This is a genomic window from Rhodothermales bacterium, assembly GCA_041391505.1.
In the GTDB taxonomy this organism is placed as follows: Bacteria; Bacteroidota; Rhodothermia; order Rhodothermales; family JAHQVL01; genus JAWKNW01.
Genome location: JAWKNW010000021.1, coordinates 40431 through 66949, shown reverse-complemented (window position 1 = coordinate 66949; position 26519 = coordinate 40431). Strand labels below are relative to the sequence as shown.

At 62.6% G+C, this 26519-nt stretch carries 18 protein-coding genes, 1 tRNA gene and 1 pseudogene; 8 read left to right on the top strand and 12 right to left on the bottom strand.

Going from position 1 to position 26519, the window contains the following annotated elements; genetic code table 11:
- Positions 1 to 66: 66 nt before the first annotated feature.
- Positions 67 to 996, top strand: a pseudogene (locus R2834_17775) (CHAD domain-containing protein).
- Positions 997 to 2128: 1132 nt separating this feature from the next.
- On the opposite strand, the gene R2834_17770 reads toward R2834_17775, so the two are convergent.
- From R2834_17770 to R2834_17750, 5 genes are all read right to left on the bottom strand, one after another.
- The gene (locus R2834_17770) at positions 2129 to 3187 is read right to left on the bottom strand and encodes a TIM barrel protein (protein ID MEZ4702187.1); all 1059 of its coding nucleotides are present in this window, start codon (positions 3185 to 3187) and stop codon (positions 2129 to 2131) included.
- Complete coding sequence (locus R2834_17765; protein ID MEZ4702186.1) at positions 3184 to 5763, bottom strand: c-type cytochrome; 2580 nt, start codon at positions 5761 to 5763, stop codon at positions 3184 to 3186. Before R2834_17765 ends, R2834_17770 begins: the two co-directional genes overlap by 4 nt.
- Positions 5764 to 5961: 198 nt before the next feature.
- The gene (locus R2834_17760) at positions 5962 to 6150 is read right to left on the bottom strand and encodes a hypothetical protein (protein MEZ4702185.1); all 189 of its coding nucleotides are present in this window, start codon (positions 6148 to 6150) and stop codon (positions 5962 to 5964) included.
- The gene (locus R2834_17755) at positions 6137 to 7879 is read right to left on the bottom strand and encodes a RagB/SusD family nutrient uptake outer membrane protein (GenBank protein MEZ4702184.1); all 1743 of its coding nucleotides are present in this window, start codon (positions 7877 to 7879) and stop codon (positions 6137 to 6139) included. The genes R2834_17760 and R2834_17755 overlap by 14 nt, the downstream gene beginning before the upstream one ends.
- Before the next feature lie 89 nt (positions 7880 to 7968).
- A complete protein-coding gene (locus R2834_17750; protein ID MEZ4702183.1) occupies positions 7969 to 10962 on the bottom strand; it encodes a TonB-dependent receptor in 2994 nt (997 codons plus the stop codon).
- A 146-nt stretch (positions 10963 to 11108) separates the two neighbouring features.
- Between R2834_17750 and R2834_17745 the strand changes: the two genes are divergently transcribed.
- Entirely contained in the window at positions 11109 to 11246 is a 138-nt protein-coding gene (locus tag R2834_17745) for a T9SS type A sorting domain-containing protein (protein ID MEZ4702182.1), read from the top strand.
- 7 nt (positions 11247 to 11253) lie between these two features.
- On the opposite strand, the gene R2834_17740 is transcribed toward R2834_17745, so the two are convergent.
- Positions 11254 to 12267 carry a kelch repeat-containing protein gene (locus R2834_17740; protein ID MEZ4702181.1) on the bottom strand — a complete coding sequence of 338 codons (1014 nt, stop codon included), beginning with the start codon at positions 12265 to 12267 and terminating at the stop codon, positions 11254 to 11256.
- A 428-nt stretch (positions 12268 to 12695) separates the two neighbouring features.
- On the opposite strand from R2834_17740, the gene R2834_17735 reads away from it, so the two are divergent.
- Positions 12696 to 14201 carry an NADP-dependent isocitrate dehydrogenase gene (locus R2834_17735; protein ID MEZ4702180.1) on the top strand — a complete coding sequence of 502 codons (1506 nt, stop codon included), beginning with the start codon at positions 12696 to 12698 and terminating at the stop codon, positions 14199 to 14201.
- A 125-nt stretch (positions 14202 to 14326) separates the two neighbouring features.
- Here the strand turns inward: R2834_17735 and R2834_17730 are convergent.
- A tRNA-Ala gene (locus tag R2834_17730) sits at positions 14327 to 14399 on the bottom strand.
- A 517-nt stretch (positions 14400 to 14916) separates the two neighbouring features.
- Between R2834_17730 and R2834_17725 the strand changes: the two genes are divergently transcribed.
- The 3 genes from R2834_17725 to dapA are packed head-to-tail and all read left to right on the top strand — an operon-like array spanning position 14917 to position 18766.
- On the top strand, positions 14917 to 17103 hold the full coding sequence (locus R2834_17725) for an ACT domain-containing protein (protein ID MEZ4702179.1): 2187 nt from the start codon (positions 14917 to 14919) through the stop codon (positions 17101 to 17103).
- 19 nt (positions 17104 to 17122) lie between these two features.
- Positions 17123 to 17857 carry a 4-hydroxy-tetrahydrodipicolinate reductase gene (dapB, locus tag R2834_17720; protein ID MEZ4702178.1) on the top strand — a complete coding sequence of 245 codons (735 nt, stop codon included), beginning with the start codon at positions 17123 to 17125 and terminating at the stop codon, positions 17855 to 17857.
- 15 nt (positions 17858 to 17872) lie between these two features.
- Positions 17873 to 18766: a 4-hydroxy-tetrahydrodipicolinate synthase gene (gene dapA, locus R2834_17715; protein MEZ4702177.1), complete on the top strand. Its 894-nt coding sequence runs from the start codon at positions 17873 to 17875 to the stop codon at positions 18764 to 18766.
- Positions 18767 to 18781: 15 nt separating this feature from the next.
- On the opposite strand, the gene mreD is transcribed toward dapA, so the two are convergent.
- Together mreD and dacB are read right to left on the bottom strand one after the other, a co-directional pair.
- The gene (gene mreD / locus R2834_17710) at positions 18782 to 19255 is read right to left on the bottom strand and encodes a rod shape-determining protein MreD (protein MEZ4702176.1); all 474 of its coding nucleotides are present in this window, start codon (positions 19253 to 19255) and stop codon (positions 18782 to 18784) included.
- A 304-nt stretch (positions 19256 to 19559) separates the two neighbouring features.
- Positions 19560 to 21005 (bottom strand): D-alanyl-D-alanine carboxypeptidase/D-alanyl-D-alanine-endopeptidase, encoded by a 1446-nt coding sequence (gene dacB, locus R2834_17705; protein ID MEZ4702175.1) that lies wholly within the window; start codon positions 21003 to 21005, stop codon positions 19560 to 19562.
- A 390-nt stretch (positions 21006 to 21395) separates the two neighbouring features.
- Here dacB and R2834_17700 point away from each other — a divergent pair, with 390 nt between their 5' ends.
- On the top strand, positions 21396 to 21722 hold the full coding sequence (locus R2834_17700) for a DUF3098 domain-containing protein (protein ID MEZ4702174.1): 327 nt from the start codon (positions 21396 to 21398) through the stop codon (positions 21720 to 21722).
- Between the two features lie 22 nt (positions 21723 to 21744).
- On the opposite strand, the gene R2834_17695 is transcribed toward R2834_17700, so the two are convergent.
- Genes R2834_17695 through lipA form a run of 3 tightly spaced genes read right to left on the bottom strand, consistent with a single transcriptional unit; the run spans position 21745 to position 24544 of the window.
- Positions 21745 to 23058: a DUF1343 domain-containing protein gene (locus R2834_17695; GenBank protein MEZ4702173.1), complete on the bottom strand. Its 1314-nt coding sequence runs from the start codon at positions 23056 to 23058 to the stop codon at positions 21745 to 21747.
- An 8-nt stretch (positions 23059 to 23066) separates the two neighbouring features.
- Positions 23067 to 23495 carry a nucleoside-diphosphate kinase gene (gene ndk, locus R2834_17690; protein MEZ4702172.1) on the bottom strand — a complete coding sequence of 143 codons (429 nt, stop codon included), beginning with the start codon at positions 23493 to 23495 and terminating at the stop codon, positions 23067 to 23069.
- A 47-nt stretch (positions 23496 to 23542) separates the two neighbouring features.
- Complete coding sequence (gene lipA / locus R2834_17685) at positions 23543 to 24544, bottom strand: lipoyl synthase (GenBank protein MEZ4702171.1); 1002 nt, start codon at positions 24542 to 24544, stop codon at positions 23543 to 23545.
- Between the two features lie 220 nt (positions 24545 to 24764).
- Here lipA and lat point away from each other — a divergent pair, with 220 nt between their 5' ends.
- The gene (gene lat / locus R2834_17680) at positions 24765 to 26108 is read left to right on the top strand and encodes an L-lysine 6-transaminase (protein ID MEZ4702170.1); all 1344 of its coding nucleotides are present in this window, start codon (positions 24765 to 24767) and stop codon (positions 26106 to 26108) included.
- Positions 26109 to 26519: the final 411 nt, after the last annotated feature.

Here is a 26519-nt window from a genome sequence, read left to right as displayed (position 1 = left end):
TAAACCGCCCGCGCATCCCGTATTCTGGGAGACACTCCGCCGCGCCGATCCATCCCCACCCTGTCCATGCACGCCGGCTCTTCCTACGCACCCATCCCCGGCGAAGCGGCCCCCCCTGCCCTCGCGCGCACCCTGCTCCGGATCCTCGACACCCTGGAAGCGCAGCTGCCCGAGGTCCGGCGAGGGCGCGACCCGGAGGCGCTGCATGCCTTGCGGATTGCCGTCCGACAAACACGTGCGCTTGCCGGTCAGTTCAAGACGCAGTTCGACCCCGCGCGTATCGCCGCCGGCAGAGAGGCGTTCGACGCCCTGGGCGACGTCACCGGTCCGGTGCGCGACCTCGACGTCTCTCTCCAGCGATGGTCGGGCTACGAACGCCAGTTCCCGACGGTAGAACCGGCGGCCTGGGCGCCGCTTCGTGACGAACTCGCGCGCGAGCGGCGCGCCGGCCGGAGAGCGCTCCTGCGCCACATCCGCAGCCTGAACTTCCAGGCGTCGATGGCCGAGTGGCGGGCGTATCTCACATCGGTGGAGGCCGGCGCATCCGGACCGCCGATCGAGGGGGTCGTGTCCAGGCGCATTCGGAAGCTGTATCGCCGGCTGATCCTTCAGGGCCGCGAGGCGCTGAAATCCGGGCATTGCGACACCTAACATGCGGTGCGCATCACGGCGAAAAAGCTGCGCTACGTCCTCGAAGCCTTCGCCGGCCTGTACGACCCCACGCTCGTCGGCACCCTGATCGACCGGCTGAAGGGGCTCCAGGACGTGCTGGGGGATGCCCAGGATCTGGCCGTCCAGCGCGAACGGCTCGTCGGATTCGCCGAGCGGATTATCGCGCGGAACCCTCTGGCTGTGCCCACGCTGATGGCGCTGGGCCGGCTGGATGCACACCTGGAAAAGCAACAAACGAAATCGGACAAGGCGTTTGCGCAGCACTTCGGCCGGCTCGACCGGGCCGGCCTGCGTAGGCGCATCAAGCGGGCGTTCCGGAGGTGAGCGAAAGCTTCCGATGGCCATCCTTTTGCCTTGCCCCCATGCTTCAGCCTGGGGGCGGGATGGGCGCTCACGCATCGAATAGCTTCCTGCTCTTTTTTGGGCCCCCACGCTAAAGCATGGGGGCAAGGCCCTGGACGAACATCGATCTCTGCCTCACGAAAACCATTACGCGGCGATTCGGAGCCCAGCATTCGCTATCCAGCTAACCAGGCCCCCATGCTTCAGCGTGGGGGCGACATAGGCACTCACGCATCTAACAGCTTCCTGCTTTTGGGGCCCCCACGCTAAAGCATGGGGGCAAGGCCCTGGACGAACATCGATCTCTGCCTCACGAAAACCATTACGCGGCGATTCGGAGCCCAGCATTCGCTATCCAGCTAACCAGGCCCCCATGCTTCAGCGTGGGGGCGACATAGGCACTCACGCATCTAACAGCTTCCTGCTTTTTGGGCCACCACGCCATCTAACAGCTTCCTGCTTTTGGGCCCACGCTGAAGCATGGGGGCAAGGCCCAGGACGAACATCGATCTCTGCCTCACGCAAACCATTACGCGGCGATTTGGAGCGGCAAGCCAGCTAGTTTACCAGGCCCCATGCTTCAGCGTGGGGGCGCACACTCACGCATCTAACAGATTCCTGCTTTTGGGGCCCCCACGCTAAAGCATGGGGGCAAGGCCCAGGACGAACATCGATCTCTGCCTCACGCAAACCATTACGCGGCGATTTGGAGCCCAGCATTCGCTATCCAGCTAACCAGGCCCCCATGCTTCAGCGTGGGGGCGACTCGTATAGGCACTCACGCATCTAACAGCTTCCTGCTTTTTTAGGCCCCCACGCTAAAGCATGGGGGCAAGGCCCTGGACGAACATCGATCTCTGCCTCACGCAAACCATTACAATGCAATTTGGAGCCCAGCATTCGCTATCCAGCTAACCAGGCCCCCATGCTTCAGCGTGGGGGCAACATAGACGCCTACCCATCAAACAGCTTCCTGCTTTTGGGGCCACCACGCTGAGGCATGGGGGCAACATAGACGCCTACGCATCAAACAGCTTCCTGCTTTTTTTGTCCCCCACGCTAAAGCATGGGGGACAACATAGGCGCTCTGGCGCGACGGCCCGATATGAAACGCCTATTTCATCCCCAGCACATCGCGGCTATAGGCGAACGAGCGGAGGTTGTTTTCATCCTCATACGCAAGTCGGCCCTCAGGTGATTTTTCGGACAGCGTCGGCAACGGCTGTTTCGGGCGATTGCCGGACACATAGCGGAAGGCCCAGGCGAGGTCGCGGCCTCCGACATAGTCGAACGTTGACCAGTACTCCTCCGTCATGCAGGGGACCTTGAGCGGGTCGCGGGTGATCATCTCCAGGTTGAAGGTGATCGCCGGATTGTGCCGCTCGCAGATTTCAACCATACGCGGGAGGTCGAGCAGCCCCTCGCCCAGCGGCACTTCGGAAAGGAGGAAGCCGGCATCGTAGGGCGCTACGGCCATGTCCTTGAAGTGGGTGGTGATGGCGTAGGGGGCGAGCTGTTCGACGACCGTCATCGGGTCCTCCAGCAGCGCGATGTTGTTGCCCATGTCGAGCGTGACCCCCATCCACTCGCTCCCGAGATGCCACATGAGCGCGACCAGTTCTTCGGCGCGCCAGTCCTTGTGATTCTCGATGGCAAGTTGGACGCGGTTGCGGCGCATGATCGGCTCGATCCGCTCGACGGCTTTCCAGGCGTCTTCCTTGAACGCCAGAAATTCCGACATGGAGTGGAGCGTCTCGTAGCGTCGCGGTCCGAGGCACACAGCGCGCAGGATGGTGGCGCCGGCTTCGCGGGCGAGCCGCACCTGCTGCTCGAAGGCGTCGAGGTCTTCGTCGACGCGGGGCATCCGGATCTGGCCTTCGAGGTACAGGCCCAGTTGCTCGCGGCGGTCGCGTACCTTGCCGGCAAAATCGGTTTCCCAGTTCGACACCCCGACCTGCGCCCCGCCGGCACCGATGCGCGCGCAGTCTTCCAGTATATCGAGGGCCGTACGCAGCGCCGGGTAGGTGGCGCTCTGCGTCTCCGAGTTCCATCGCACGGCGTAGGTCGCCACGGTGACCCCCATGGGGCGGCGAGCGGGCAGCGCGGGACGCACGGGAAGCGCGGCATAGGCCACCGCGGCGGCGGTGCTGTTCAGAAAGTGTCTGCGGTTCATGGTCGGTTTGCGTCGGGTTCTTCCAGATCGCCCAGTTCGTTGGCGGTCCAGGGGGTTACGCGCCCCTGCGAGGTGACGCGTGTCATCCCCACGTCGCGCGTGGAAACAGGTTCAGCCGCGTTGCCCCACGAGGTGCGAAGGTACGTCAGCACCGCGGCAATCGCCGCGTCGTCCAGCGTGGCGAAGGAGGGCATTTCGGGCAGGATGTCCGGGGCGTCGTAACGCCGGCCGGCGACGTCCACCGGTCCTTCGAGGCCGTGGAGCACGATGCGGATGAGCGCGGCCTTGCTGCCCGTCACCCATTCCGAGCCGGCGAGCGGCGGCGCCAGCGAGGGCATGCCCGCGCCGTCGTTGCCATGGCAGGCGGCGCAGACGGTGAGGAAATGCTGTCGACCGGCGGCGAGCTGGGCAGGATCGATGGCGAGGCTGGCCCCATCCGAAACAGGTTCGGGGCTCGGCGGCGTATGCCCGGGCCAGCTGAAGCGCTCCTCGATGGCTGCCAGGCGCCCGGCGACGCCGGGGCCGAGCGAGGCCAGGCGGTCCAGGACGGCGGGCGCCGACCGGAGTGGCGTAGGGCCGGCGGGGAGCGGGACTGTCAGGCCGGCGAGCAGCGCTTCCTGGCGCCACCCGAACTCGTCGTCGCCAAGCCAGCCCATCATCACGGCGATCTCATCCGGGTCGCCGCGACGAAGAGCGGCCGTCGCCAGCATCTCCATCAAGATGGCCCGGCCCGGGGCGTAGGTGCGCCACTCCCAGGAGGTCCACAGTCGGTCCAACAGCGCGAATTCGCGGTCCGTGAGGCTGCTGAGGACCGCGTCGCGAAACACCGCATCCTCCCGATAGACGCCGAGGATGCCGGCGAGGAGCGGCAGCGCCGCATCGGCCTCGAGGACGTCGGCCGACAGGGCCATCTGGAGCGCCACGACGGGCGGCGCCTTCGCCCAGCCGCTAGTGAGCGCGTCGGCAAGCGGCTCGCTCAACGACGGGTCGCGTGACGCCTGCGCGGCGAAGAGACGAATCGCCGCGGCCTGGACGTCGGGATCGCGGTCCTGGATCGCTTTTTCGAGCACCGGGCGCGACAGCGCGTCGAGGCCTTCCAGCGTCCACAACGCGTGCAACCGTCCTCTTCGATCGATCTCACGCAGCGCCACCCGTTCCAGGAAGGGCACGATATCCGGATCCGCGCGCTCGACGAGCAGCCGCTGCGCCGTGTCGCGCACCCAGCCGTCCTGATCGGAAAGCAGGGCAACGAGCGTCCGCGAGCTGGCGCTGTCCAGGCCCAGCGGCCCCGGAGGCGTCCAGAACTCGGGCACGACGCGCCAGATGCGTCCATGATGGATGGGCGCCTCGAGCCGGCGCTGTTCCGTCTGCTCGCGGAGATAGGGCGTCATGTAGACGCCGTCCTGGATGATGCCCCGGTACATGTCGGCGATATACAGCGCGCCATCCGGCCCCGTCGTCAGAAACACCGGCCGGAACCGTTCGTCGGTCGATGCCAGGAATTCGCGTTCGGGCGTCGCCGAGTAGGCCGTGACGTTGAGACCATCGTACTCGACGATATTTCGTTTGATGAGATTGCCCGCCGGCTCGCAGACAAAGGCATTGCCCCGATAGGCTTCCGGCAAGGCGTCGCCCCGGTAGATGAGAGGCGCCGACGCCGACGTAAATTCGAGCAACCGGCCGCGCTCGTCGAGGGCGCCCGGGATGTAGCCGCGGTTTACCGCCAGGGTCGTTCGTATGGGAAAGATGCGCCGGTCCTGCGCCACGCCCACGTTGAGCCCGCTCGTGGGTACGTGATGCGGGTTGCGGCTGAGCGCGTTGGGCGGGACGAGGTCCGTGTGCAGCTGCGACCAGTTGTAGTTGTAGAAAAGCCGTCCGGTATCGTCGTGGGAGATCCCCCACTGCCCCCGAAACTCCGTCGTATCCCGAACCCAGCTGCCGTCTTCGAGGCGATACCGTATGCGCGACTTGGCGTTGTAGTACCAGTTGTCGATGCCGCGCCACAGCCCGTTGCCGGCGTGTTCGGGCAGGCCGCTTCCACCATACGTCGAATCGATCAGCACCTTGCGATCGGCCTTGAGGTCGCCGTCGTCGTCGTAGACCATCCACAGCGGCTTGTTTTCGGCCACGAGTACACCGCCCGGCACGAGCGCCAGCGCGCGCGGGAGCACGAGGCTGTCCATGAAGACGACGGCCTGATCCATCTGGCCGTCACCGTCGGTGTCGGTCAGCACCTTGATCCGGCCCGTTGGCGTCTGATCGCTGGCCTCCGCGATCCGCGGCATGAAGCCGCGCATCTCGACGACCCAGAGCCGGCCGGCGGCATCGAACGTGATCACGACAGGGTCTTCGATGAGGGGTTCTGCCGCCACGAGCTCGATCCGGAGCCCTTCGTCGAGCCGGAACGTAGAGCGCTCCTCATCGGCATCGCGAACGGGCGAAAAGCCTTCCCGGTCGTCCTCGTGGCCCGGCCCCGTTGCGCATCCAGCCCCAAAAGCCAGGACGGCCGCGAGCAGCGCCGCGCACGCAGCGGCCGGACGACGGAAGAGCAGCAGGCTAAACATCGGGTGAGGCATGGACCGGGGGATGTAGGGTCCAACAAGGTCGAGCCTCGACAACCAAAAATCAAGAAAAAGCCGGAGGTAACCAGGGCCATCGCATTCTCGCTTTGGCCGTAAGAAGCGTATGGGAGTTAGAAACTGTTGAGAAATAAATATGGGTTGTCTTCCTGAGCCCCCGGCGCTTGCGACGGGGTTGTCGAAGGACCTCCCGAATCACTCGCGCATGGCTTCCATGAGCGTCTCACGGTGGTTCGAGAGGTCCTTCATCACGCCCACCGCAAGCGGAGGGCGGTTCAGGATGACGTTCCGAGAAGGATTTTTGAAAATCCCAACCGTTTCTGAACCTGAAACCATCCGCGAAAATCCTGTCGGATTTTCGCCGATGTTCTTAATAGCCATCATTTTGAACAAGGTAGCCTTCCACATTAGAGGCCCCGTCGATGGCGCTTTGCGGGATGGGAAACAACCGCTTGCGAACGTCGCTGTCCGTCTTCTCGGTCCAGGCGTCTTCATACGTCCCAAACCGAATCTGATCGGTCCTTCTCAGCCCCTCCCAGTACAGTTCAAACCCACGCTCACGGAGCAAGATGTCGAGATCAATGGACGACAGGTTGGCGGGCGTTTGGTCAGGGCGTGCATTCCTTGCGCTGCGAAGCGCATTTACGTCGCTCAGGGCGCCGGCCGCGTCCCCATTTCTGAGCTTGGCCTCTGCACGATTCAGGTACACTTCACCGAGGCGGAGCAATACCAGATCGACGCTGCTGAAACTGTTGCAGTTATTGGAGGTGCGGCTGCATTGATACTTGGAGAAACGATAGCCCGTATTATGCAGCCGGCCTTCGTTCGTGAAGTCGATGCTTAACGTGTGATTCACGTATTCCGTATTACCCGCCCCTCTTGTACGCGTGTGGATGACCGGGTAAATCCTGAATCCTCCGCTATCGCAGGTGAGGAAGTTTCCGTCTGGGCCTTTTCGGGGCCCCCAGATGATACCTCGGAGAATACCTTTGTCTGTCTCGAAATCCGCAGCGCTAATGCAGAAGAAATGGTTCTCATCATTGTCAGGAGATACGCCGCTCAAATCTTGCAGCGAATCTGGTATAAACAATTCTCGCTTATAGAACAGCGCGTCGGCTTCGGCCGGATCCACGCTGCCGTAGGCATCCACCCACTTCTGATAGAATTCCGGGGTGGCCGCCGGCCCGTCCGTCCCATCCGCTGATGGATACTCGAGCCTTGAGAACAGATCACCTGCGAGAGACCAGTATGCCCACCGGTTGTGCTCGTTGCTCAGCACACCCCTCTGGTCAACGGCAAAGATCAACTCGGAGCTGCCGTTGTTTGAATCGTTGAACACATCAAAATACTCACTTGAAAGATCGTAGCTACCAGAGTTTATAATATTATCTGTGTACTCAACCACCTTGGCCATATCCTCAGATCTGAAATCCGGTGTGCCATACGGATCGCGATAGACGGCCGCGTTGAGATGCAACCGTGCCAGGAGGCCCCAAACGGCCCCCTGTGTTACTCTGCCAGGGCCTCTGTTCGTGTTGATTACATCGACTACCGATTCAAGCTCACGCTGAATGTAGTCGATGGCTTCCTGCGTCCTCAACAGACGAGAGGTCTCATCCGTCCTTTCCTTCTCAAAAGCGAGCCCCCAACTATCCAGCATCAGCATGTTCAGATAGGCACGCAGTGCAATCATCTCATAGAGAGCCCCTGTGGCCTCTGCATCGCCGGACTCCGACAGGTTTCTCAGCACCTCGATCGCTGCCACCGTTCTGGAAAGATTCTGCGTGATGGCGTTCCACGAACTGGTAACGAGATCATTGCCAGGCGTCATCAAATGCTGGTGCACGGCGATGAATTTTCCGCCGTCGAACCAGTCTGTTCCACCGCGATACGGCAGAATAGCCTCATCCGAAGCGATCTCCTGCAAACCAAAATAGTTCGTGTGGAGCCAGGTCGAGGCTAATTGTCCGTACGCCGGGGCAATAGATCCACTGATCGTTTCAGCCTGTCCCGCTCCCGTGAGAGATTCGTCCAGAACCTCTTCGCTCAGGGAGTCGCATCCTGCAAGGGCCACGATCAGAATGCCTGTAAGAATGGTATGTCGAAGCGTCATGATTGAATGTCTATTTTGGCCATAGATGCCGTTAGCACTACTTGCTACCGTGAAGACACGAAATACGCACAGCAGATTAACACACGGTGCTAAAATGTCATGTTCACACCCAGCTGGATGGTCCTCGCTGTCGGGTAGGTGAATCGGTCGATACCAAAGGTCTGAACACCGCCCCGCGTCGTACCGGTATTAACCTCAGGATCATACCCCGAGTAACCGGTAATGATAAATGGGTTCTGGGCTGTTAACGTCAACTGAAGTCCCCTTAACGTGCCATCGATACCAAGAAGTGTGGGGTTTAAGCTGTACGAGAGCGTTACGTTATTGAGCCTGAGATAGGCGCCGTCTTCGAGGTATCGTGTAGACACGGTGTTTGAATTCGTGATGGCTTCTTCGGGATACGCCGTGGCAAACTCCGTGGTATTAAAGCTTGAGGCGAGGTTGCCCTTGTTGAAAATGGACATCGCCGTATGGTTGTAGATGGAATGGCCCGATGCCCCATTGAAGTTAGCCCGAAGGCCTACATTTTTATAGAGCAGGCTGATCTGGATCCCATACAACACATTCGGAAGGGCGCTGCCGACAACAACGCGATCATTTTCCAATATCGCCCCATCATTGTTGGTATCCACGAACTGGTTCAGCCCGTCTGCGCCTATCCCTGAAAACTCAAGCATGTAGAACGCACCGATGGGCTCCCCGTTGATGTATCCATTGATCGTGGCGCCGGTTTGACCGGCACCCTGAGCGGCGCCCGTGGTCAACACGGCGTAGGGCGAATTCTCGACCCTGTTCTTGATCGTCGAGACATTCCCTCCGATGGAATACTGGAACGCACTCGTAGCGGCGCTTCTATACTCGAGCGACAGTTCAAGACCAGTATTTCGAATGGCCATGTCGGGAACGTTCGTCCAGTAGGTCGACGTCGGCTGGATGGGATCACTGGGCACGACTTCCAGCAAGATGTTGTCGGATACCTTATCGTAGTAATCCAGCGTGCCCAGCAGGCGATTGTTGAAGAGATCGAAATCGACGCCTACGTTGGTTTGCGTAGAGACTTCCCACTGAATGTCCGGGTTGGCCAGGCGTGTAAAGATAATCCCGTACGGGTAGTCATCCAGGCTGGTGGCATCGGGATTCAGGGGGTACGTATTGTTACCGCCACGACTCTCCGTATAGCTCAACTGGGTAATTTTACTTGGGATTTCCTGGTTACCCGTCTGCCCCCAACTGGCCCGTAATTTCAGATTGTCGAAAGGAGAGTTCTGGAGAAAATCCTCCTCGCTGATGTTCCACCCCAGGGCAAACGACGGGAAATAACCGTATTTGTTGTTTTCCCCAAACTTGGAGGAGCCGTCTGCACGCATCGTCGCAGTAAGCAGGTACTTGCCGTCGTAACTATAATTGATCCTCCCAAAGATGGACTGTAATTTATTCTTCTCCGCCAGCGCACTCCTGTTGGTCGGTGTAATCTGGGTACTCGTCTGGTCCTGATACCTGGGTTCAATGCCATTGTCGCTAAACCCCTCCATGGCCAGCGAGCTGACTTCAATCAAGTATTCCTGATAGGAGTGCCCCGCGAGAAGGTTTAATGAGTGGGCTTTGGAATCGAGCGCATACGTAAGCGTATTTTCTACCAGGGTATTCGTGTTCTTATAGTTAAATTCTGTAAGAGTGCCCGTCTCGAATCCCTCGAGCAGGGAATACGGTGATACCTGAACGGCTCGATCGGTTGCCGAGTAGTCCCGTCCAAAATTGAGCCTATACCTAAGACCATCAACGATTTCCAGCGTAGGCGCGACATTCGCCACGATGCGATTATTCAGGCTTTCGTCAAGGTACAGGTCGTATCGCACGACGGGGTTCAATATTTCATCCAGCAGGGTAGGAACCCCGTCGCTATATACCGGGATGGTTGGGTTCAGCTGCAGCATATCGACGACCATAGCCGTATTGTCTGGCCGGAGATTGCCGGAGTGAATGGCATTGATGTGATAATCCACATGAAGCCGCCCGTTCAGGGCAGACTGGCTCATGTTGAGTCGGGCAGAATACCGATCAAGGTTACTTTCTTTGAGAATGCCTTCCTGGTTCTGCAAACCGAGTGACGCGTAATAATTGAATCGATCGCTTGCAGCACCACTCATAGAGAAGTTGATGTCGCTCGATAATGCCGTCTGGGTGAGTTCATCCTGCCAATCGGTATTGGCCCCAAAATCATTAAGCTGCCCACCAACATTTTGAACCCGACTACGAAATTCGGAGGCACTGAATACATCAATCGTATTGGTCATGGACGACCAGCCCACAGAGCTGGACAAGTTTATCCTGGTATCGCCTGACTGCCCTTCTTTCGTCGTGATGACAACCACACCATTGGCGGCTCTTGCTCCATAAAGAGCCGTCGCGGAGGCGTCTTTTAGCACCTCGATGCTTTTGATATCAGCCGGGTTGATGAAGTTCAGCGGATTATTCGCGACCCCGATCGACGAGTTGTCCAGCACAAAACCGTCCAGTACATAGAGTGGCGTAGTGCCAGAGCGTAAACTGCCTATACCTCGAATAATGATGTCTTGCGAAGCGCCCGGCTCACCGCTGGCATTCGTCACGTTTACACCCGCCACCACGCCCTGAAGCAACTGCCCGGGGTTAACCACCACCCCCTGATTGAAGTCTTCCGCGGTAGCGGAAGCTATAGAACCAGTGATGTCCGATTTCCGCTGGACGCCATACGCAACGACAACCAACTCGTCGGTTTCTATCGCCATAGGAATCAGCCGTGCTTCGATCGTCTGACGTCCATTTAGTGGGACACTCAGGGTTTGATATCCCACAAATGAAAACAACAGGGTATCATTCAGTGAAGGTGCGGCAATTTGAAACTCGCCATCCCCGCCAGAAGCTGTACCGATGTTCGTTCCTTTAACGATAATGTTCACGCCCGGGAGGGGTAGATCTGTCATGTCATCGGTCACAACACCTCTCACGGTTTGTGCCTGGACCGATCCTGCACACAATAAAAAGGCGAAAACAAACCACAATAAACGCATATCGGCAATGACTACTGTTCTGATTCGTCTCATAGCACAGTCTGGTGTACAACTAGGTTGAGGGGCCCGCGATGGCTCTATCCTTCGGAAATTCACTTTCACAACGTGTGATACCGTGGGCACGATCGAGGCGGAAGAACGCTAACGAACGTAGGTGCTATAAGCAAATTAAACAACTGTTGTGTACGGCCTCTGGGGTAGAGCCGGCCGGCGTGCGCCGGGCGGTGTGGAAGCATGCCGTGCCGGCGGGAGTCTACATAGTGCGGCTGGTGACCGGCGGTGCAGCGCGCGTCCAGACGATCGTGAAGGTGGAGTAGGCGCGACTCACTCGTTGAACCGGAACACCTCCAGGTCGACGAGCCGCCGGCCCGTCCCGGTGCCGCCCTGCCCCGACGACCCGCCTGCGATCCAGAGCGCACCGTCGTAATAAAACATCTGCGTGCCGTGGCGCTGGATGTTCAGATGATCTAACGCGTGCCACGTCCCGGTCTCCGTATCGAGGGCCTCGGTTTCGGACCACGCCTTGCCGAATCCCTCCCCGCCGGCGACGATGAGGTATTTGCCGACGGCGGCCGTGGGCGTGCCGGCGCGTTCGGTTGGTATGGGCGCATCGTACAGGCTCGACCAGCTTCCCCTCGCGATGTCGTACACGTCCACCACGGCGACGGTGCTGTCGATGAAGCCCACCACGTCCGACGTGCGGCCGGCGGCGGCGTAGATCTTGCCGTCCACGACGGCGGCCTGGAAATGATCGCGGCGGTGCGGCGCGTCCGGCAGTTCGGTCCATTCGCCCGTCGCCAGATCCAGCCGGTCGAGCCACGTTTTCGCCTCGGCCGGCGGGCCGTGCCCGCCCACGTTGCCGGCGACGAGGTACAGGTGGTCGTCTACCACCACGGCGCCGGCGCCGCCGCGACGGCGGTGCGCGGGGATTTCAGGGCCTTGCGTCCACGCATCCGTCGCGGGGTCGTAGACCAGGACGTGCGAGATGCCGACCTGCTTCCGGTCGATGTCCGTCCACGCGCCGGCGACGTAGATCTTACCACGATGGGGCACGGCCTGGAAGTGATGGACGATCAGCGGGACGTTCGCGCCCTGCGTCCAGGTGTTCGTTTTGGGGTCGTAGATGCTCGTGTAGGCCGGCGGGTTGCCGAGTCCGCCGATCATGTACATCAGGCCGCCGACCTCGACGAAGGCGCTCTCGAAACGCGGCTCCGGGGTGTTCTGCGTCTCGACGGCTTCCCACGAGCCGGTTGGCTGGGCGCCGGCGGGAGAGTTGGATGCCCAGAGCAGAAGTCCCGCCAAAAACGGGATCAGGTGTCGTTTCGCTGGTTCAAGCATGATCGTCAACGGACGCGGTAGAACAGAGATCGTGTTCAATAAAACTCGTACATAGCGCGCTACAAATGCAAAAAAGAGCCGCCAGGGGCCCGTCTTCCGGAGACGCTCCACGCCGTTTGTCCAGCATCGTGACATCCATGCGTGCGACCGCGAGGCTCCCTCGCGCTCCGTTTCCGGGTGCGCAGCACCCTGTCTCGCACGACACGTTTCCGGGAACACCCCGATTGGCGGCATCGTAACCTCCCCGGTTCCGGGGCAGGGATCTTGACCTGAAAGACTGCGCCACGGAGCCTCAACGAGAATCAGGCAAACTCGCCACGCACACACTCGCCACTGTGAGTTGGTGCACGGATAGTAGGTCGATATTCGGCATGTCAGTGCCGTATGTCGACCTTTTTTTATGCACTAAAATCAACCTGACGACGCCCATGCATGCTACCGCACTGAACGGTATCGAGACCCACGCCACGGCCCAGCGCACGACAGAAAACCCCACACCCATCCCGGTAACCATCGCCTACGGAGACGGGATCGGCCCGGAGATCATGGAAGCCACGCTGCGTATCCTGGAGGCGGCAGGCGCCCCACTCCGCTACGATGTCATTGAAATCGGACAGAAACTCTACCAGCAAGGACACACATCCGGGATCGCGCCGGAAGCCTGGGACATCATTCGAAGAAACCAGGTTTTCCTGAAGGCCCCCATCACGACCCCTTCCGGAGGGGGCTACAAAAGCCTGAATGTTACGATCCGGAAGGCGTTGAATCTCTTCGCCAACGTCCGGCCAACCAAGTCGTACGCCCCCTACGTCGCTTCGTCACATCCGGGTATGAACCTCGTGATTATTCGCGAGAATGAGGAGGATCTCTATGCGGGGATCGAACACCGGCAGACGAACGAGGTGACGCAGGTTCTGAAGCTGATCACGCGCCCCGGATCGGAGCGCATCGTACGTTATGCCTTCGAATATGCCCGCGCCTACGGCCGGCGCAAGGTGACCTGCATGACGAAGGATAATATCATGAAACTGACCGACGGCCTGTTTCATCGCGTATTTGAGGAAGTCGCGGCTGCCTATCCGGACATCGAGTCTGAACATCAGATCATCGACATCGGGGCGGCGCGTGTCGCGGCGCAACCCGAGCAGTTTGACGTCATCGTGACGCTCAACCTGTATGGCGACATCCTCTCCGATATCGCCGCACAGGTCGCGGGCTCGGTAGGATTGGCGGGTTCCGCCAACGTGGGCGAGCATGGGGCCATGTTTGAGGCGGTCCATGGCTCGGCGCCCGACCTGGCCGGTCGGGGCGTGGCCAACCCGTCCGGGCTCCTGCTGGGGGCTGTCCAGATGCTCGTGCACGTCGGCGAGGCCCGGCGAGCCGAGACCATCAAAAACGCCTGGCTGGCGACGCTGGAGGCCGGCCTTCATACGGTCGATATCTTCCGAACCGGCCTGAGCAAACGCGAGGTGAGTACCGAAGCCTTCGCCGATGCGGTTATCGAACGGCTGGGTGAACGCCCACGGTCCCTGACCCCGGTGAAATATCGGTCCGGGGGCATCTCGCTCGCCTCGGCAACCGCTCGCCCGGCGAAGAAGGCGCTGGTCGGCGTCGACGTGTTCATCGACTGGTCGGAGGACGGGCGAAATCCTGACGTACTCGGGCGCAAGCTGGAATCGGCCGCCCCGGACGGCTGGCGGCTCAAGATGGTGACCAATCGGGGTGTCAAGGTGTATCCAGACGGCCTGCCCGAAACGTTCTGGACCGATCACTGGCGCTGCCGCTTCCTGCCGGCCGCGGAGGGCGCGATCGACTTTGATGCCGTGCTCACCCTGCTCGCCGGAATCCATCAGGCCGGCCTCGACGTGATCAAGACGGAGCACCTGTACACGTTCGACGGCGAACGCGGCTACTCGCTCGGGCAGGGAGAATAATCCTTCGCTGGACGGTCGCTACCCACCGTCCAGCCGGCCCGGCGTGCGCATGCTGCGCGGCGCAAGGCGGCTGAACAAAAAAGCCCCGGGTCCTGCCTTGACAGGGCCCGGGGCTTCGTATCGGGTGGAGATAAGGGGAGTCGAACCCCTGACCTCTTCAATGCCATTGAAGCGCTCTACCAACTGAGCTATATCCCCGTATGGCGCTCACGTCATCCTGCGGATTCCGTGAAGGGTTCAAGGATCCATGAGCAAGGTTTCAGGCAACGCCTCGTTGAACCTTGAACGTTTCGCCTTGAACAACACAGGAAATCCTGGAATCCCTGTGTGTTACAGGGCACGCAATATACGGTGCCCAAAGTCCGCTATCAACGCGGGCTTCCCGGGAAAAGTTCTCAGGGTCCCGCGCTTCAAGAAAGACTCACAGAGACGGGGCTGGAAGTGCGGGGTGGGGGGGTGAGCGAGGGTGGTTGATGAAGGTCCAATGTCCGGTGACCAATGTCCTGCAGAATGTGGTATCGTTCGCACGTTGGATTACGCCTCAGCACGTTGGGTTACGCTTCGCCAACCCAACATACCCATCCATCCACCATCGATGATTGACCATCCTCCATATCCGGAAGCCCTTTCTTCGTGCAAATTTTGGCGCAAGATCGGCGGATTTGTACGTTATTAGCCAACCGCACCGAACGACGCCACGCAACCCGCCCCTTTCATGCCCGCGCCCAGCATCTTCGTCTTTCCGGACGACGTCACCGAGGAACGCCTTGCCGCCTCGGCCGCCGGCTGCGTCGCGGCGTGCGGCGCGCCGGGCCGGCTGTTCGTTGTGGCGTCCGGCGCCATGCTGGAACGCATGCCGGCCATCGACCGGCTCAGCAGCCGGCCGCTGCATCGCATCGCGGGCGGCGCGCTCGTCCGGCTCCAGGAAGGGCGCGTGCACGAGCGCACAACCTCCGAAGCCATCGCGGCCTGCTGCGACGGGGTTCCGGACGACGCCATCGTCCTCGTCGAAGCCGGCGAAGCCACCGACGCCGACGGCCAGCGGGTGCCGCTCCGGCCGACCGGCATCGCGTTCACGGCCACCCTCCTCGCGCGGTACCTGGATGCGGTGTCCGTCACGTTCTGGACCCACACGCCGGGGGTATTGTCCGCCGACGCCCGGTTCGTGCCCGAAGCGTTTCCCCTCGCGCACCTCAGCTTCCGCGAGGCGAGCGAGATCGTGTATCCTAACACAGGATTCCTTCACCCCCGCGCCTTGCTGCCGCTCTTCGACCGGCAGACCCCGGTATTCATCCGCTCGTGCCTCGCGCCCGAGGCGCCGGGGACCCGGATCGACCACACGACGGGCAGCACCCAGGGGATGGCCAAGGCCGTGACCGCCATCGAAGGCGCCGGCCTGGTCGTCATCGAAGGCGCCGGCATGATGGGCATCCCCGGCATCGCCGCGCGGGCGCTCGGGGCGCTGGCCGAGGCCGGCATCAACATCGTCATGCTATCGCAGGCGTCGACCGAGCAGAGCATCGGCATCATCGTCTGTCAGCAAAGCATGGAGCCGGCGCTGCAGGCGGCGCGCAAGGGACTCGCCCACGAAATCGAGCGGGGCGAGGTGCAACGCGTCTACGTGCTGCCGCACCTCGCCGTCGTCACCGTGGTCGACGACAACATGCGCTACCGCCCGGGCCTCACCGGCCGCATGTTCTCGACGCTCGGCCGCGCCGGCATCAACGTGGTGACAATGGCCGAGGGGGCGTCCGAGACGAACATCTCGGCGGTGGTGGAAGAGGCCGATCTGAAGCGGGCCGTGCAGGCGCTGCACGAGGCGTTCGCGCTGGGCCGGCAACGCGCGCATGTATTCATGTTCGGCGCCGGCACCGTGGGCAGCATGCTGCTCAAGATGCTGGGGCAGCAGACGGAAACGCTGCTGGAGCAGATGAACCTCCACATGCAGCTCGTGGGCCTCGCCAACACAAAAGGCATTTTGTGGGATGTCGACGGTATCCCGTTCGAGGAGGGCGTCGCGCGTATTCGGCAGGCGAGCGAGCGGCTGGACCAGGACGCCATCATCCAGCATCTCATCAACAGCCGGCTCGACCGCCTCATCGTCATCGACGCGACAGCCTCGGATGCCGTCACGCAGATGTACCCGACGCTCCTCGAACACAACATCGCCGTGGTCACCCCGAACAAGCGGGCCAACACGCAGTCGATGGCGTTCTACAACCGCCTCCGCCAGGCGGCGCGCGACCGGCAGGTGCCGTATTTTTACGAGACGACCGTCGGCGCCGGCCTCCCGGTGATCAGCACCCTACGCGATCTGGTGCGCAGCGGCGACCGGATCCTCAAGATCGAGGGCGTCCTCTCCGGCACGCTCTCGTTCGTCTTCAACCAGCTGGCCGCCGGCCAGGCGGTCGACGCCGTCATCCGCGAAGCGCACAAAAACGGATATACGGAGCCGGACCCCCGCGACGACCTCAGCGGCGAGGACGTCGCCCGCAAGCTGATGATCCTGGCCCGCGAGATGGGGCTCGCCGTCGAGCGGAGCGACGTGGACGTGGAATCGCTCGTGCCGCCCGGGCTCGACGGCGTGTCGCTCGACGCGTTCTGGTCCGGCCTCGCCGACGGCTTCGCCGGTCTGCAGCAGCGCGCCGAGGCGGCCCTCGCGCAGGGCCGGCGCCTCCGCTACGTCGCCGTCATCGAAGAAGGCCGGCTCCATGTACGGGTGCAGCCCGTCGGCGACGATTCGCCGCTCTACGGGCTTTCGGGCACCGACAACCTCGTCGCGTTTACGACCGCGCGGTACCGGCATCAGCCCCTCGTCGTGCGCGGCCCCGGCGCCGGCCCCGAAGTGACGGCCGGCGGCATCCTGGCCGACATCATCAAGGCGGCGGAACTGGTCACCTGAACCTTTCGGAGGCTCCCCGATGAACATCGCACTGGTAGGCACCGGTCAAACCGGCAGCGTGGTGGAGGCCCTGGCCCGCGAACGCGGCCACGTGGTCGCCGCCCGGTTCAACAGCGCCCGCCCGCTGCTGGGCGAAGCGTCGGCCGAGGGGTTCGTGGGGATCGACGCCGTGATCGACTTCTCCCTGCCGGCGCTCGCACTGGCGCACATCGAGCGGTACTGCGTCTGGAACGTGCCGGCGGTGATCGGCACGACCGGCTGGTATCACGACCGGGGCCGTGTGGAAGCGCTCGTCCAGCAGCACGACGCGGCGGTGCTGTATGCGCCCAACTTCTCGATCGGTGTCGCGCTGCTGATGCACGCGTTGAAGAGCGTCGCGCCGCTCATCGACAAGCTGCCCGAATACGACGCCTACGTCCACGAAGTGCATCACCGCCGGAAGCTCGACAGCCCCAGCGGGACGGCCCTGCTGCTTGCGGATGCGCTGATCGAACACCTGAGCGCCAAAACCCACATCACGGCGGAGGCGCAGCATGAACGCATTGCGCCGGATGCCCTGCATGTCAGCTCGACGCGCGCCGGCCACGTGGTCGGCCACCACACCGTCTGTTTCGACGGTCCGTTCGACACGCTCCAATTCGTGCACGACGCGCGCAACCGAAACGGTTTTGCACACGGCGCCCTGGTGGCCGCCGAATGGCTGCCCGGCCGGCGCGGCCTCTTCACCCTCAACGACATGCTCCAGACGGCCTGATCCGCCGCACACGCCATGAACGAACGCCATCTCTTCCACGGCACCGCCCCCGCCCTCGTCACGCCGTTCACGCCCGATGGCGAGGTGGATGAACCGGCGTTTCGCCGGCTGATCGACGACCAGATCGCCGGCGGCGTCGATGCGCTGGTCGTGCTCGGCACGACGGGTGAAAACCCGACGGTCACCCCGGCGGAACGCTCGCGGCTGGTGGACATCGGCATCGCGCATACCAACCGGCGCGTGCCGGTCATCATCGGGGTGGGCACCAACCATACGGCGGAGAGCGTCCGCTTCGCCCGCGAGGCCCGCGCCGCCGGCGCGGACGGGCTGCTCGTCGTGGGCCCCTACTACAACAAACCCACGCCGGCCGGCGTGATCGCGCACGTATCCGCCATCGCCGACGCGACCGACACGCCCATCATCCTGTACAACGTCCCCGGCCGCACCGGCAGCAACCTCACGGCCGACACCCAGCTGGCCGTGGCGGAGCACGTCCCCTCCGTCGTCGGGCTCAAGGAGGCGTCGGGCAACCTGGCGCAGATTTCCGACCTCCTCCAGCGGCGGCCGCCGCACCTGGCCGTGTACTCGGGCGACGACGAACTCACGCTCCCCCTGATCGCGCTGGGCGCGGAGGGCGTCATCTCGGTCATCAGCAACGCCATCCCCAAACCCTTCTGCTACATGGTCCGCGCCGGCCTCGCGGGCGACTATGAGACCGCCAGGAGGCTGCATTTCGACCTGCTCGAAGCCATGCGGATGTGTTTCGTCGAGAGCAATCCGGTGCCCGTGAAGGAGGCGCTGGCGCACGCCGGCAAGATGAACGCGCGCGTCCGGCTGCCGCTCGTCGGTTTGCAGGAAGCCAACAGGGAGAAGGTGCTGCGCGCCTTTGCGCCGTTCATGAAGGGTTGATCGACCGTCCCGCGCCTAGCGGGAAACGAAGCGCGCGGCGATGTTGGCGACGACGGCGGTGTAGAACGCGGCGCCGATCCAGTGGGAGAGCACCAGGCTGATGTCCCGCGCGCCGGATTGCAGGACGAGCAGGGCGACGAGCAATCCGTTATGGAGGAGGGCGATGACCAGCCCCATCAGAAAGGCCTGCGGCGGACGAATGATGGGCATTTCGCGCTGGTCCGGGTTCTGGAAAAAGCCGACCATGAAGCCGACGATGGTCTTGACGAACATCTGGATGCCCCACGTCCCGTAGATGACATCCATCAGGAATCCCAGCGCAAAACCCGACACCGCCCCTACACGCCGGCCATAGGCAAAGCCAAGCCACGCGATGTAGATGAGGATGCCGTCCGGATACGCCCCCCAGAGCCTCAATCTCCCCAGCACGATCCACTGAACCAGCACGGCCAGCAGTCCGGTGAGGGCAATGCGAAGGAAGACGGGCATGAACGACGGAGCGCGAAAGGGAAAAACGACGGGGGAAGTTCCGCCTTTAACGCCTGAGTCGCAAGTTGTGCCAGTGCGGCTGCTGTGTAATCCCCCCTACTCGTGCACGTAGCCGATTGCGGGCAGGAGGATGGGTGTATGAAAGGATGGGTGTATGGGAGGATGGGTGTATGGGAGGATGGGTGTATGGGAGGATGGGTGTATGGGAGTTGTTTTGGTGGACCAGGGTAAGGGTACTCCCAAACCCCCAAACTCACATACTCCCAGACTGCATATTCCGCGCATTCGGGGGAGTAGCCAGGGATCAAGCGTCCTCGCTACGGGTGATGGCGAGCACCACCCGGTCCATCGTCTGCATGATCCGATAGCTCGGGACGGTGTAGTTATTGGCGATGAGCGAGAAGGCGACCAGCCGGCCGTCCGGGGTCTGGGCGTAGCCGCTCAGGGCGCGGACGTATTCGAGCGAGCCGGTCTTGGCCCACACGGGTTCGCCGCGGAGACGGTAATCGAGCGTCGTCTCCGCCTCGCCGCCGCGCGCAAGCGAGCGGAAGAAGGTGTCGCGCTGCGGATGCCGGTTCATGTAGGCGAGCAGTTCGCCGATGGTCTCCGGCGTCACCATGTCCTTGCGGGAGAGCCCCGAGCCGTCGCGCGCCGAAACGCCGTTCATCGGGATGCCCGACTTCCTCAGAAACTCCTTGACCCGTTTCTCCGCCCCGTCGGTCGACCCACCCCATCCGAAGGTCCGAAAGAGCTGCTCTGCGTAGAAGTTGTTGCTCTCCTTGTTGATGTGCATCATGATCTCGCTGAGCGGCGGCGACTGATACGTAAACAGCTCCTGCGCCCGACGGTAGTCGATCGGTCGCTCGAGATCGTCGATATCGACCAGCACAACATCGACGGCGATGCCAACGGCCTCCAGTTCCTGTTTGAAGCTGTGCAGCGCGAGCAGGGTCGGGTTGGAAACCGGGATGGTGACGCTGCGCCGGTAGGTGCGCGGCACAGACCCGTCGAGAAGGACCCGCTCCGTGCCCAGCGTGCGATGCACCTGGATGGACTGCCCCCGCCGGCGCGCGCTGGTCGAGGCCTGGTTGCGGATGTCGAGGTAGCCGCCCGGCTTCGCGTTGATGATGGGCGCTTCGCCCACACGGCCGGACTGGATCTGCACGACTACCGTGTTGTCGAGCGCCGATATCCCGCTCACCGCCGGCGCGAACGATTCCGTCGCGATGTATCCCACATCCCACCCTTCGGGATAGGGCGATTCGTCGAAGATGTTGTCGTCGCCGATGATGCGGCCCTGGATCCGCGTCACCCCCTGCGCCGAGAGGCCGCGCGCCCAGGTCTGCATCGGATTGTTGCCGCGGAACTCGCTGCTGGCAAAGGTCGGGTCGCCCGAGCCCTCGAGGATGAGATCCCCCTTGAGCACGCCGGCCTCGATGTCTCCCAGGAGATGGAGCGACGTCGTGTAGGTGTAGTCGGGCCCGAGCACGTCGAGGGCGGTGGCGGTCGTGAGCAGCTTCTGATTGGACGCCGGCATGAGCGTCTTGTCGCTGTTCTGGGTATACACCACGCGCCCCGAGCTGAGGTCGCGGACGTATACCCCCCAGATGGCGGCGTTGACGGATGGATCGTTGACGAGGCGCTCGATCTGATCCGATAGCGATGCCGGCGCGACGGCGCCCCCGTTGAAGAGGCCGACGAGCACGAACAGCGCGGTCAGCCGCATCGCCGCAGAGAAGCGAAGATTCATGTGTAGACTACCCGTATTCAAAAGCGTGTGGGTCGCGGCAACCGATACAACCTGCCGTATGGTGGCCCCGCTGCCGCCCGCAGTATAGGAAATTTCTGCCGGCGACGGGTCATCCTGCAGCAAACGGCCGGTGCGCCTTTGACCCTTGCAAACGGCTCAAGATGCGCGCTTCGTCCGATCCTGCTTGCTTCTTGTATCGCAGGCACTTCGTACCGTTCCAGAGCCTTTATACGAATGCAGGAACTACCATACAAGCACCGTACCGGGAATCGCCCCGCCGCCGGCATCCCACCGTAGCGGACAGGAACACCCCGGGCGTCGGAGGGTTTGCCCCCAACCCACTCGCCGAACGATTCCGCCTGGACCGCGGCACACGAAACCGACCTCTTCATGGCACAACCGACCTCTTCACGGCGCGCGCGACAGGGACGCAGACAGGGCGCTGCCGGCGTCGACAAACGGACCGCCACCCGCGCGGCATCGAAGCGCAACGCCGCGATGGTCTTCACCGCGCGCAACTACCTGCTGATGCTCCTTGGCGTGGGGCTCGTCGTGCTCGGGTACGTGTTGATGCGGATGGAAAACGAGGTCGACGGATTCATCTCGCTGTACGTAGCGCCCATCCTCCTGCTCGGGGGCTACCTCGAGATCATCTACGCCATCCTGTGGCGCCCCCAAAACCGGCCTGCGCCCGAAGAAACGGTGGAGCAGGCCTAGCCGGCCCCGCCCGTTCGCACCGTCAGGGATACAGCAGATACGGGGTCCGGAGCACCTTGAAGGCCGCCACGTCCTCTTTCCACGACGCCACGATCTGATCCGCCGTCTCGCCGGCCCTGAGCTGCGCCTCGAGGCGCGTCGTGCCCGCCAGCCGGCTCAGCCAGTTCGCATTGAGAAACGACGCCCGCTCGGCGGTCGGCGCCATGCGGTAGAACGCCTCCACCAGATGCATGCCGGCTGCGACGGGCCGGAGCGCATGCGCATCGGTTACCGTAAGCCGCACGCCGCGCACCGCCTCGCCCTCGAACCGGGGCGACGTGGCCATGCCGGCGATGGGCTGGGGGATGAACTCGGCCGGATCGAAATGCAGACCAGGTATCGCCAGCGCGTTGAGGGTATCGGCCAGCCGGCGGCCATTGGCCCAGGTCGCCCCCACCATCTTGAACGGCTCGCGGGTGCCGCGGCCCTCGCTGGCCTCGACCGCCTCGAAGAAACAGGTGCCCGGATACACGAGCGCCGTCTCGAGGTCCGGGATGTTCGGACTCGTCGGCCGCCACGACAGCCCGGTCTCGCTCCAGAGCATCCCCCGCGTCCACCCTGCCATCGGGACGACGTGCAGCACCAGCGACTCGAGGCCTTCCACCCAGCCTTCGCCCTGGATCATCCGCGCGAGTTCGCCCACCGTCAGGCCGTGGGTGACCGGTATCGGGTAGGCGCCGACGAACGACGTGTGGGCCATGTCGAGCACGAAGCCCTCGACGTGTTCGCCACCGAGCGGGTTGGGGCGGTCGAGCACGACGAACGGCACGCCGGCCTCGGCGGCGGCCTGCATCGCAAGCCCCATGGTGGAGATGTACGTGTAGAACCGGGCGCCCACATCCTGGATGTCGAACACGAGCACATCGATCGAGGCCATCTCCTCGGGCGAGGGCTTTCGCCGGCTGCCATAGAGGCTGTAGATCGGCACGCCGGTGCGCTCATCGCGACCGCTCTCGACGTGTTCCCCGGCCGCCGCGTCGCCCCGGAGGCCGTGCTCGGGGCCGAACAGGGCGGCGAGCGTCACCCCCGGCGCCTCGTGGAGGCGATCGGCGAGATGGACCGAGTCGATCATCGAGGTATGGTTGGCGATCAGGCCGACGCGTTTGCCGGCCAGCAGCGCATAGTCGTCATCCGCGAGCGCCTCGGCGCCGATCCGAACCCTCGGCGGAGTATGCGAGGCCTCCGGGCCGGCGGTGGAGCCGGCGCAGCCCGCGAGGATGGCCATGCCCAGAACAAAAAAGGCGAACCGGTTCGCCTTGCGACGCACCGATTCGCCCGATACCTGCCTTTCGGTCATCGTCCGGCTCAGCTGTTGGAGACGATTTCGTACTCCGGGAAAAAATACGCCGCCTCGATGCGGGCGTTTTCGTCGGAATCCGAGCCGTGAATGATGTTCTCGCCGACCGAGTCGGCATAGGCCTTCCGGATGGTGCCTTCCGCCGCCTGGGCGGGGTTGGTGGCGCCGATCAGCGTACGGAAATCGGCCACCGCGCTGTCCTTCTCCAGCACCATCGGGACGCAGGGTCCGCTGGACATGAACGCGGTGAGTTCCTCGAAGAAAGGCCGGCCACGGTGTACGGCGTAAAATCCTTCCGCCTCGATCTTGCTCAGCTTCATCAGCTTCATCGCGCGAATCTTGAAGCCGGCCTTCTGGATGCGGCTCGTCACTTCGCCGATCAGCTCTTTCCTGACGCAATCCGGCTTCAAAATGGTCAATGTACGTTCACTCGCCATGTTTTTCGTATGGAATGAGAGGTAGGTTGTCTGATTGAAAGGGGTGATTATACGTGCCGTTCGGCATGGTACGACGACCGCACGAGGGGGCCGCTCTCGACGTGATCGATGCCCTTCGCCTCGCCGGCCTGTTTATAGGCGACGAATACATCGGGGTGGATGAATGCCTCCACCGGCAGATGCATCCGCGTCGGCTGCAGGTATTGTCCGATGGTCATGACGTCGAGCTCGATCGCCGCGAAGTCGTCCATCAACGCAAGCACTTCCTCTTCGGTCTCACCCAGGCCCACCATGATGCCGCTCTTCGTGCGCAGGCCCTGGTCCTTAGCGCGTTTGAGCACGTCGAGCGAACGCTGGTAGTTCGCCTGCGGGCGCACGCGGCGGTAGAGCCGGGGCACCGTCTCGACATTGTGGTTGAGCAGCTCCGGACGGGCATCGAGCACGACGTCGAGCGCCTCCCAGATGCCGCGAAAGTCGGGTATGAGCACCTCGACGGTGCAGCCGGGCTGGTACTCCCGGATCATGCGGATGGTCTCGGCGAAGATCGGCGCGCCGCCGTCCTTGCGCTCGTCGCGGTTGACGCTGGTGACCACGGCATGCCGGAGGCCCATGAGGCGCGCGGCCTCGGCCACCCGCCGCGGCTCGTCCCAATCCAGGCCGGCATCCGGCCGGCCGGTGGCGATGGCGCAGAACCCGCAGGAGCGGGTGCAGACGTTGCCGAGGATCATGAACGTCGCCGTGCCGGCCGTCCAGCACTCGCCCATGTTGGGGCATCGCGCGCTCTGGCAGACGGTGTGCAGCTGGTGCGAATCGATGATGTCGACGAGCTGCCGGTACGTCTCGCCGTAGGGCAGCTTGACGCGCAGCCAGTCCGGCCGGCGGCCCCGGTCGTTGGCGACGACAGGCTTATCGATCACGGGCAACTCGAAGAAACCGGAATCTCCATCACCCGTTGGAAGGAGCGGTTCTTTCTTTACCCGTTTTAATGCAACTTCTCCCGGATGCAAGGGCTTTTTGGCGCCCGTATTCGGCAAAGGAGAATCAGACATAGGGTATGGTCGTGGGTATTCTGTACAGCGGAATGCCGTCGCTTCGCTAATAGAATGGGGCTTTCTGCCGATCCTGAAGGAAGCAAAACGACCTCCTCGTGAGTTGACTTGGCTACCCCTTCCCGCCAATAATGATCCCCCTTTCGGGCGATCCACGGGGCGCCATGCGTCGCCACGACACCCTGTTTTTCGCTATAGATCTGGAATCTGTCAAGACACTATGCAAACCGTATTAGATACGCGCTCGATCACGCCGGAGACCGTTCGTTCCACCCTGTCCCGCCATATGCTCACGGATGGGCTGCACCTGGTGCTGGACATGGAAAAAAGCCAGGGCGTGAACCTGATCGACGCATCGACCGGGCAAGGGTTTATCGATTTTTTTGGCTTCTTCGCCTCGAATGCGCTCGGGATGAACCACCCCAAGCTGACGGGCGACGCCGGCTTCCGGAAGCGCCTCATGGAAGCCGCGATGAACAAGATCACCAACTCGGATGTGTACACGGTGCACATGGCACGTTTCCTGGACACGTTCAGCCGGGTCGGCATCCCCTCCTACCTGCCCTACGCCTTCTTCGTGTCCGGCGGGGCGCTCGCCGTCGAGAACGCGCTCAAAACGGCCTTCGACTGGAAGGTGCGGCTCAATCACCGGAAGGGCTTCCGGCGCGAAGTCGGGCAGCAGGTCCTGCACTTCGACCAGGCCTTCCACGGCCGCTCGGGCTACACACTCTCGCTGACCAACACGGCCGATCCGCGCAAGACGCAGTATTTCCCGAAATTCGACTGGCCCCGCATCCTCAACCCGAAACTGTCCTTCCCGCTGACCGATGAGCGGATGACCGAGGTGCTGCGGATGGAATCGATGGCGCTGGCCCAGGCCAAGACGTACTTCCGCGAGCGGAAGGACGACATCGCCTGCATCATCATTGAGCCGATCCAGGGCGAAGGCGGCGACAACCACTTCCGCCCCGAATTCCTCCAGCAGCTCAAGAACCTCGCCCACGAGAACGACGCGCTGATGATCTTCGACGAAGTCCAGAGCGGCGTCGGCATCACGGGAACGTTCTGGGCGCACCAGGCGCTGGGCGTGGAACCGGACATCATCGCCTTCGGCAAAAAGACGCAGGTGTGCGGCATTCTCGCCGGCCCCAAACTGGATGAAGTCGACGGCCACGTGTTCAAGACCGCCAGCCGCATCAACTCCACCTGGGGCGGCAACCTGGTCGACATGGTGCGTTTCGACCGCATCCTCGAGGTCATGGAGGAAGATCACCTGGTCGATAACGCCGCCGAGACCGGCGCGCACCTCCTCAAGCAACTCCACGCGTTCGCCGAACGGCATCCCTCGGTCACGAACGTCCGCGGCCGCGGCCTCATGTGCGCCTTCGACCTGCCTTCGGCCGACTACCGCGGCCGCTTCCTCAACGAGACCTACCAGCAGGGCGTCCTCGTGCTGGGCTGCGGCACGCACTCCGTCCGCTTCCGCCCGCCGCTCACGATCACCCCGGACGAGATCGATCAGGGCCTGGAGATCCTGGGAAAAGCGCTGGCCAAGGTGGCGTGAGTGGGTGTGGGAGTGCGGAGGTGCCTCAGGATCTGCCCCCCTCACCCCCCCACTCCCAACCTCCCATACCTAAATCCTTCGTCCGAATTCCAGCACACGGGCCCGGGCGGATCGAAGGGTAGATAGGCTGCTTCCTCGCCGGCGCGGCCTCTCGGTGAAACGCGCATGCGCCTTCCGGCTGCCCCGAACCCTCAGCCGGACTTCCTGGAGGCCTCTATCGTTTGCCACGGAACGATAATCCATCGGACGAAGGCATAATAGTTGACGTAGTCGTCGCCGAGACGGTTCTTATTGAATGCGCGTCTCGCATCCGATGTACGATCCTTCGAGGAGTAGCCAATCCAGAGCCGTGATACCCCCTGAGGCGGCCCATCGCGATGCGTCAAGACTCGCCCCTCCCCGGTGAACTTC

Excerpts from the sequence above, each read along its gene's own strand:
- ndk (MEZ4702172.1), bottom strand. The coding sequence starts at position 23,495 with ATGGCGAGTGAACGTACATTGACCATTTTGAAGCCGGATTGCGTCAGG.
- dapB (MEZ4702178.1), top strand. The coding sequence starts at position 17,123 with ATGAACATCGCACTGGTAGGCACCGGTCAAACCGGCAGCGTGGTGGAG.
- R2834_17770 (MEZ4702187.1), bottom strand. The coding sequence starts at position 3,187 with ATGAACCGCAGACACTTTCTGAACAGCACCGCCGCCGCGGTGGCCTAT.
- R2834_17765 (MEZ4702186.1), bottom strand. The coding sequence starts at position 5,763 with ATGCCTCACCCGATGTTTAGCCTGCTGCTCTTCCGTCGTCCGGCCGCT.
- R2834_17735 (MEZ4702180.1), top strand. The coding sequence starts at position 12,696 with ATGCATGCTACCGCACTGAACGGTATCGAGACCCACGCCACGGCCCAG.
- dapA (MEZ4702177.1), top strand. The coding sequence starts at position 17,873 with ATGAACGAACGCCATCTCTTCCACGGCACCGCCCCCGCCCTCGTCACG.
- R2834_17700 (MEZ4702174.1), top strand. The coding sequence starts at position 21,396 with ATGGCACAACCGACCTCTTCACGGCGCGCGCGACAGGGACGCAGACAG.
- R2834_17740 (MEZ4702181.1), bottom strand. The coding sequence starts at position 12,267 with ATGCTTGAACCAGCGAAACGACACCTGATCCCGTTTTTGGCGGGACTT.
- R2834_17725 (MEZ4702179.1), top strand. The coding sequence starts at position 14,917 with ATGCCCGCGCCCAGCATCTTCGTCTTTCCGGACGACGTCACCGAGGAA.
- R2834_17760 (MEZ4702185.1), bottom strand. The coding sequence starts at position 6,150 with ATGATGGCTATTAAGAACATCGGCGAAAATCCGACAGGATTTTCGCGG.
- R2834_17755 (MEZ4702184.1), bottom strand. The coding sequence starts at position 7,879 with ATGACGCTTCGACATACCATTCTTACAGGCATTCTGATCGTGGCCCTT.
- R2834_17695 (MEZ4702173.1), bottom strand. The coding sequence starts at position 23,058 with ATGACCGAAAGGCAGGTATCGGGCGAATCGGTGCGTCGCAAGGCGAAC.
- mreD (MEZ4702176.1), bottom strand. The coding sequence starts at position 19,255 with ATGCCCGTCTTCCTTCGCATTGCCCTCACCGGACTGCTGGCCGTGCTG.
- dacB (MEZ4702175.1), bottom strand. The coding sequence starts at position 21,005 with ATGAATCTTCGCTTCTCTGCGGCGATGCGGCTGACCGCGCTGTTCGTG.
- R2834_17750 (MEZ4702183.1), bottom strand. The coding sequence starts at position 10,962 with ATGAGACGAATCAGAACAGTAGTCATTGCCGATATGCGTTTATTGTGG.
- lipA (MEZ4702171.1), bottom strand. The coding sequence starts at position 24,544 with ATGTCTGATTCTCCTTTGCCGAATACGGGCGCCAAAAAGCCCTTGCAT.
- lat (MEZ4702170.1), top strand. The coding sequence starts at position 24,765 with ATGCAAACCGTATTAGATACGCGCTCGATCACGCCGGAGACCGTTCGT.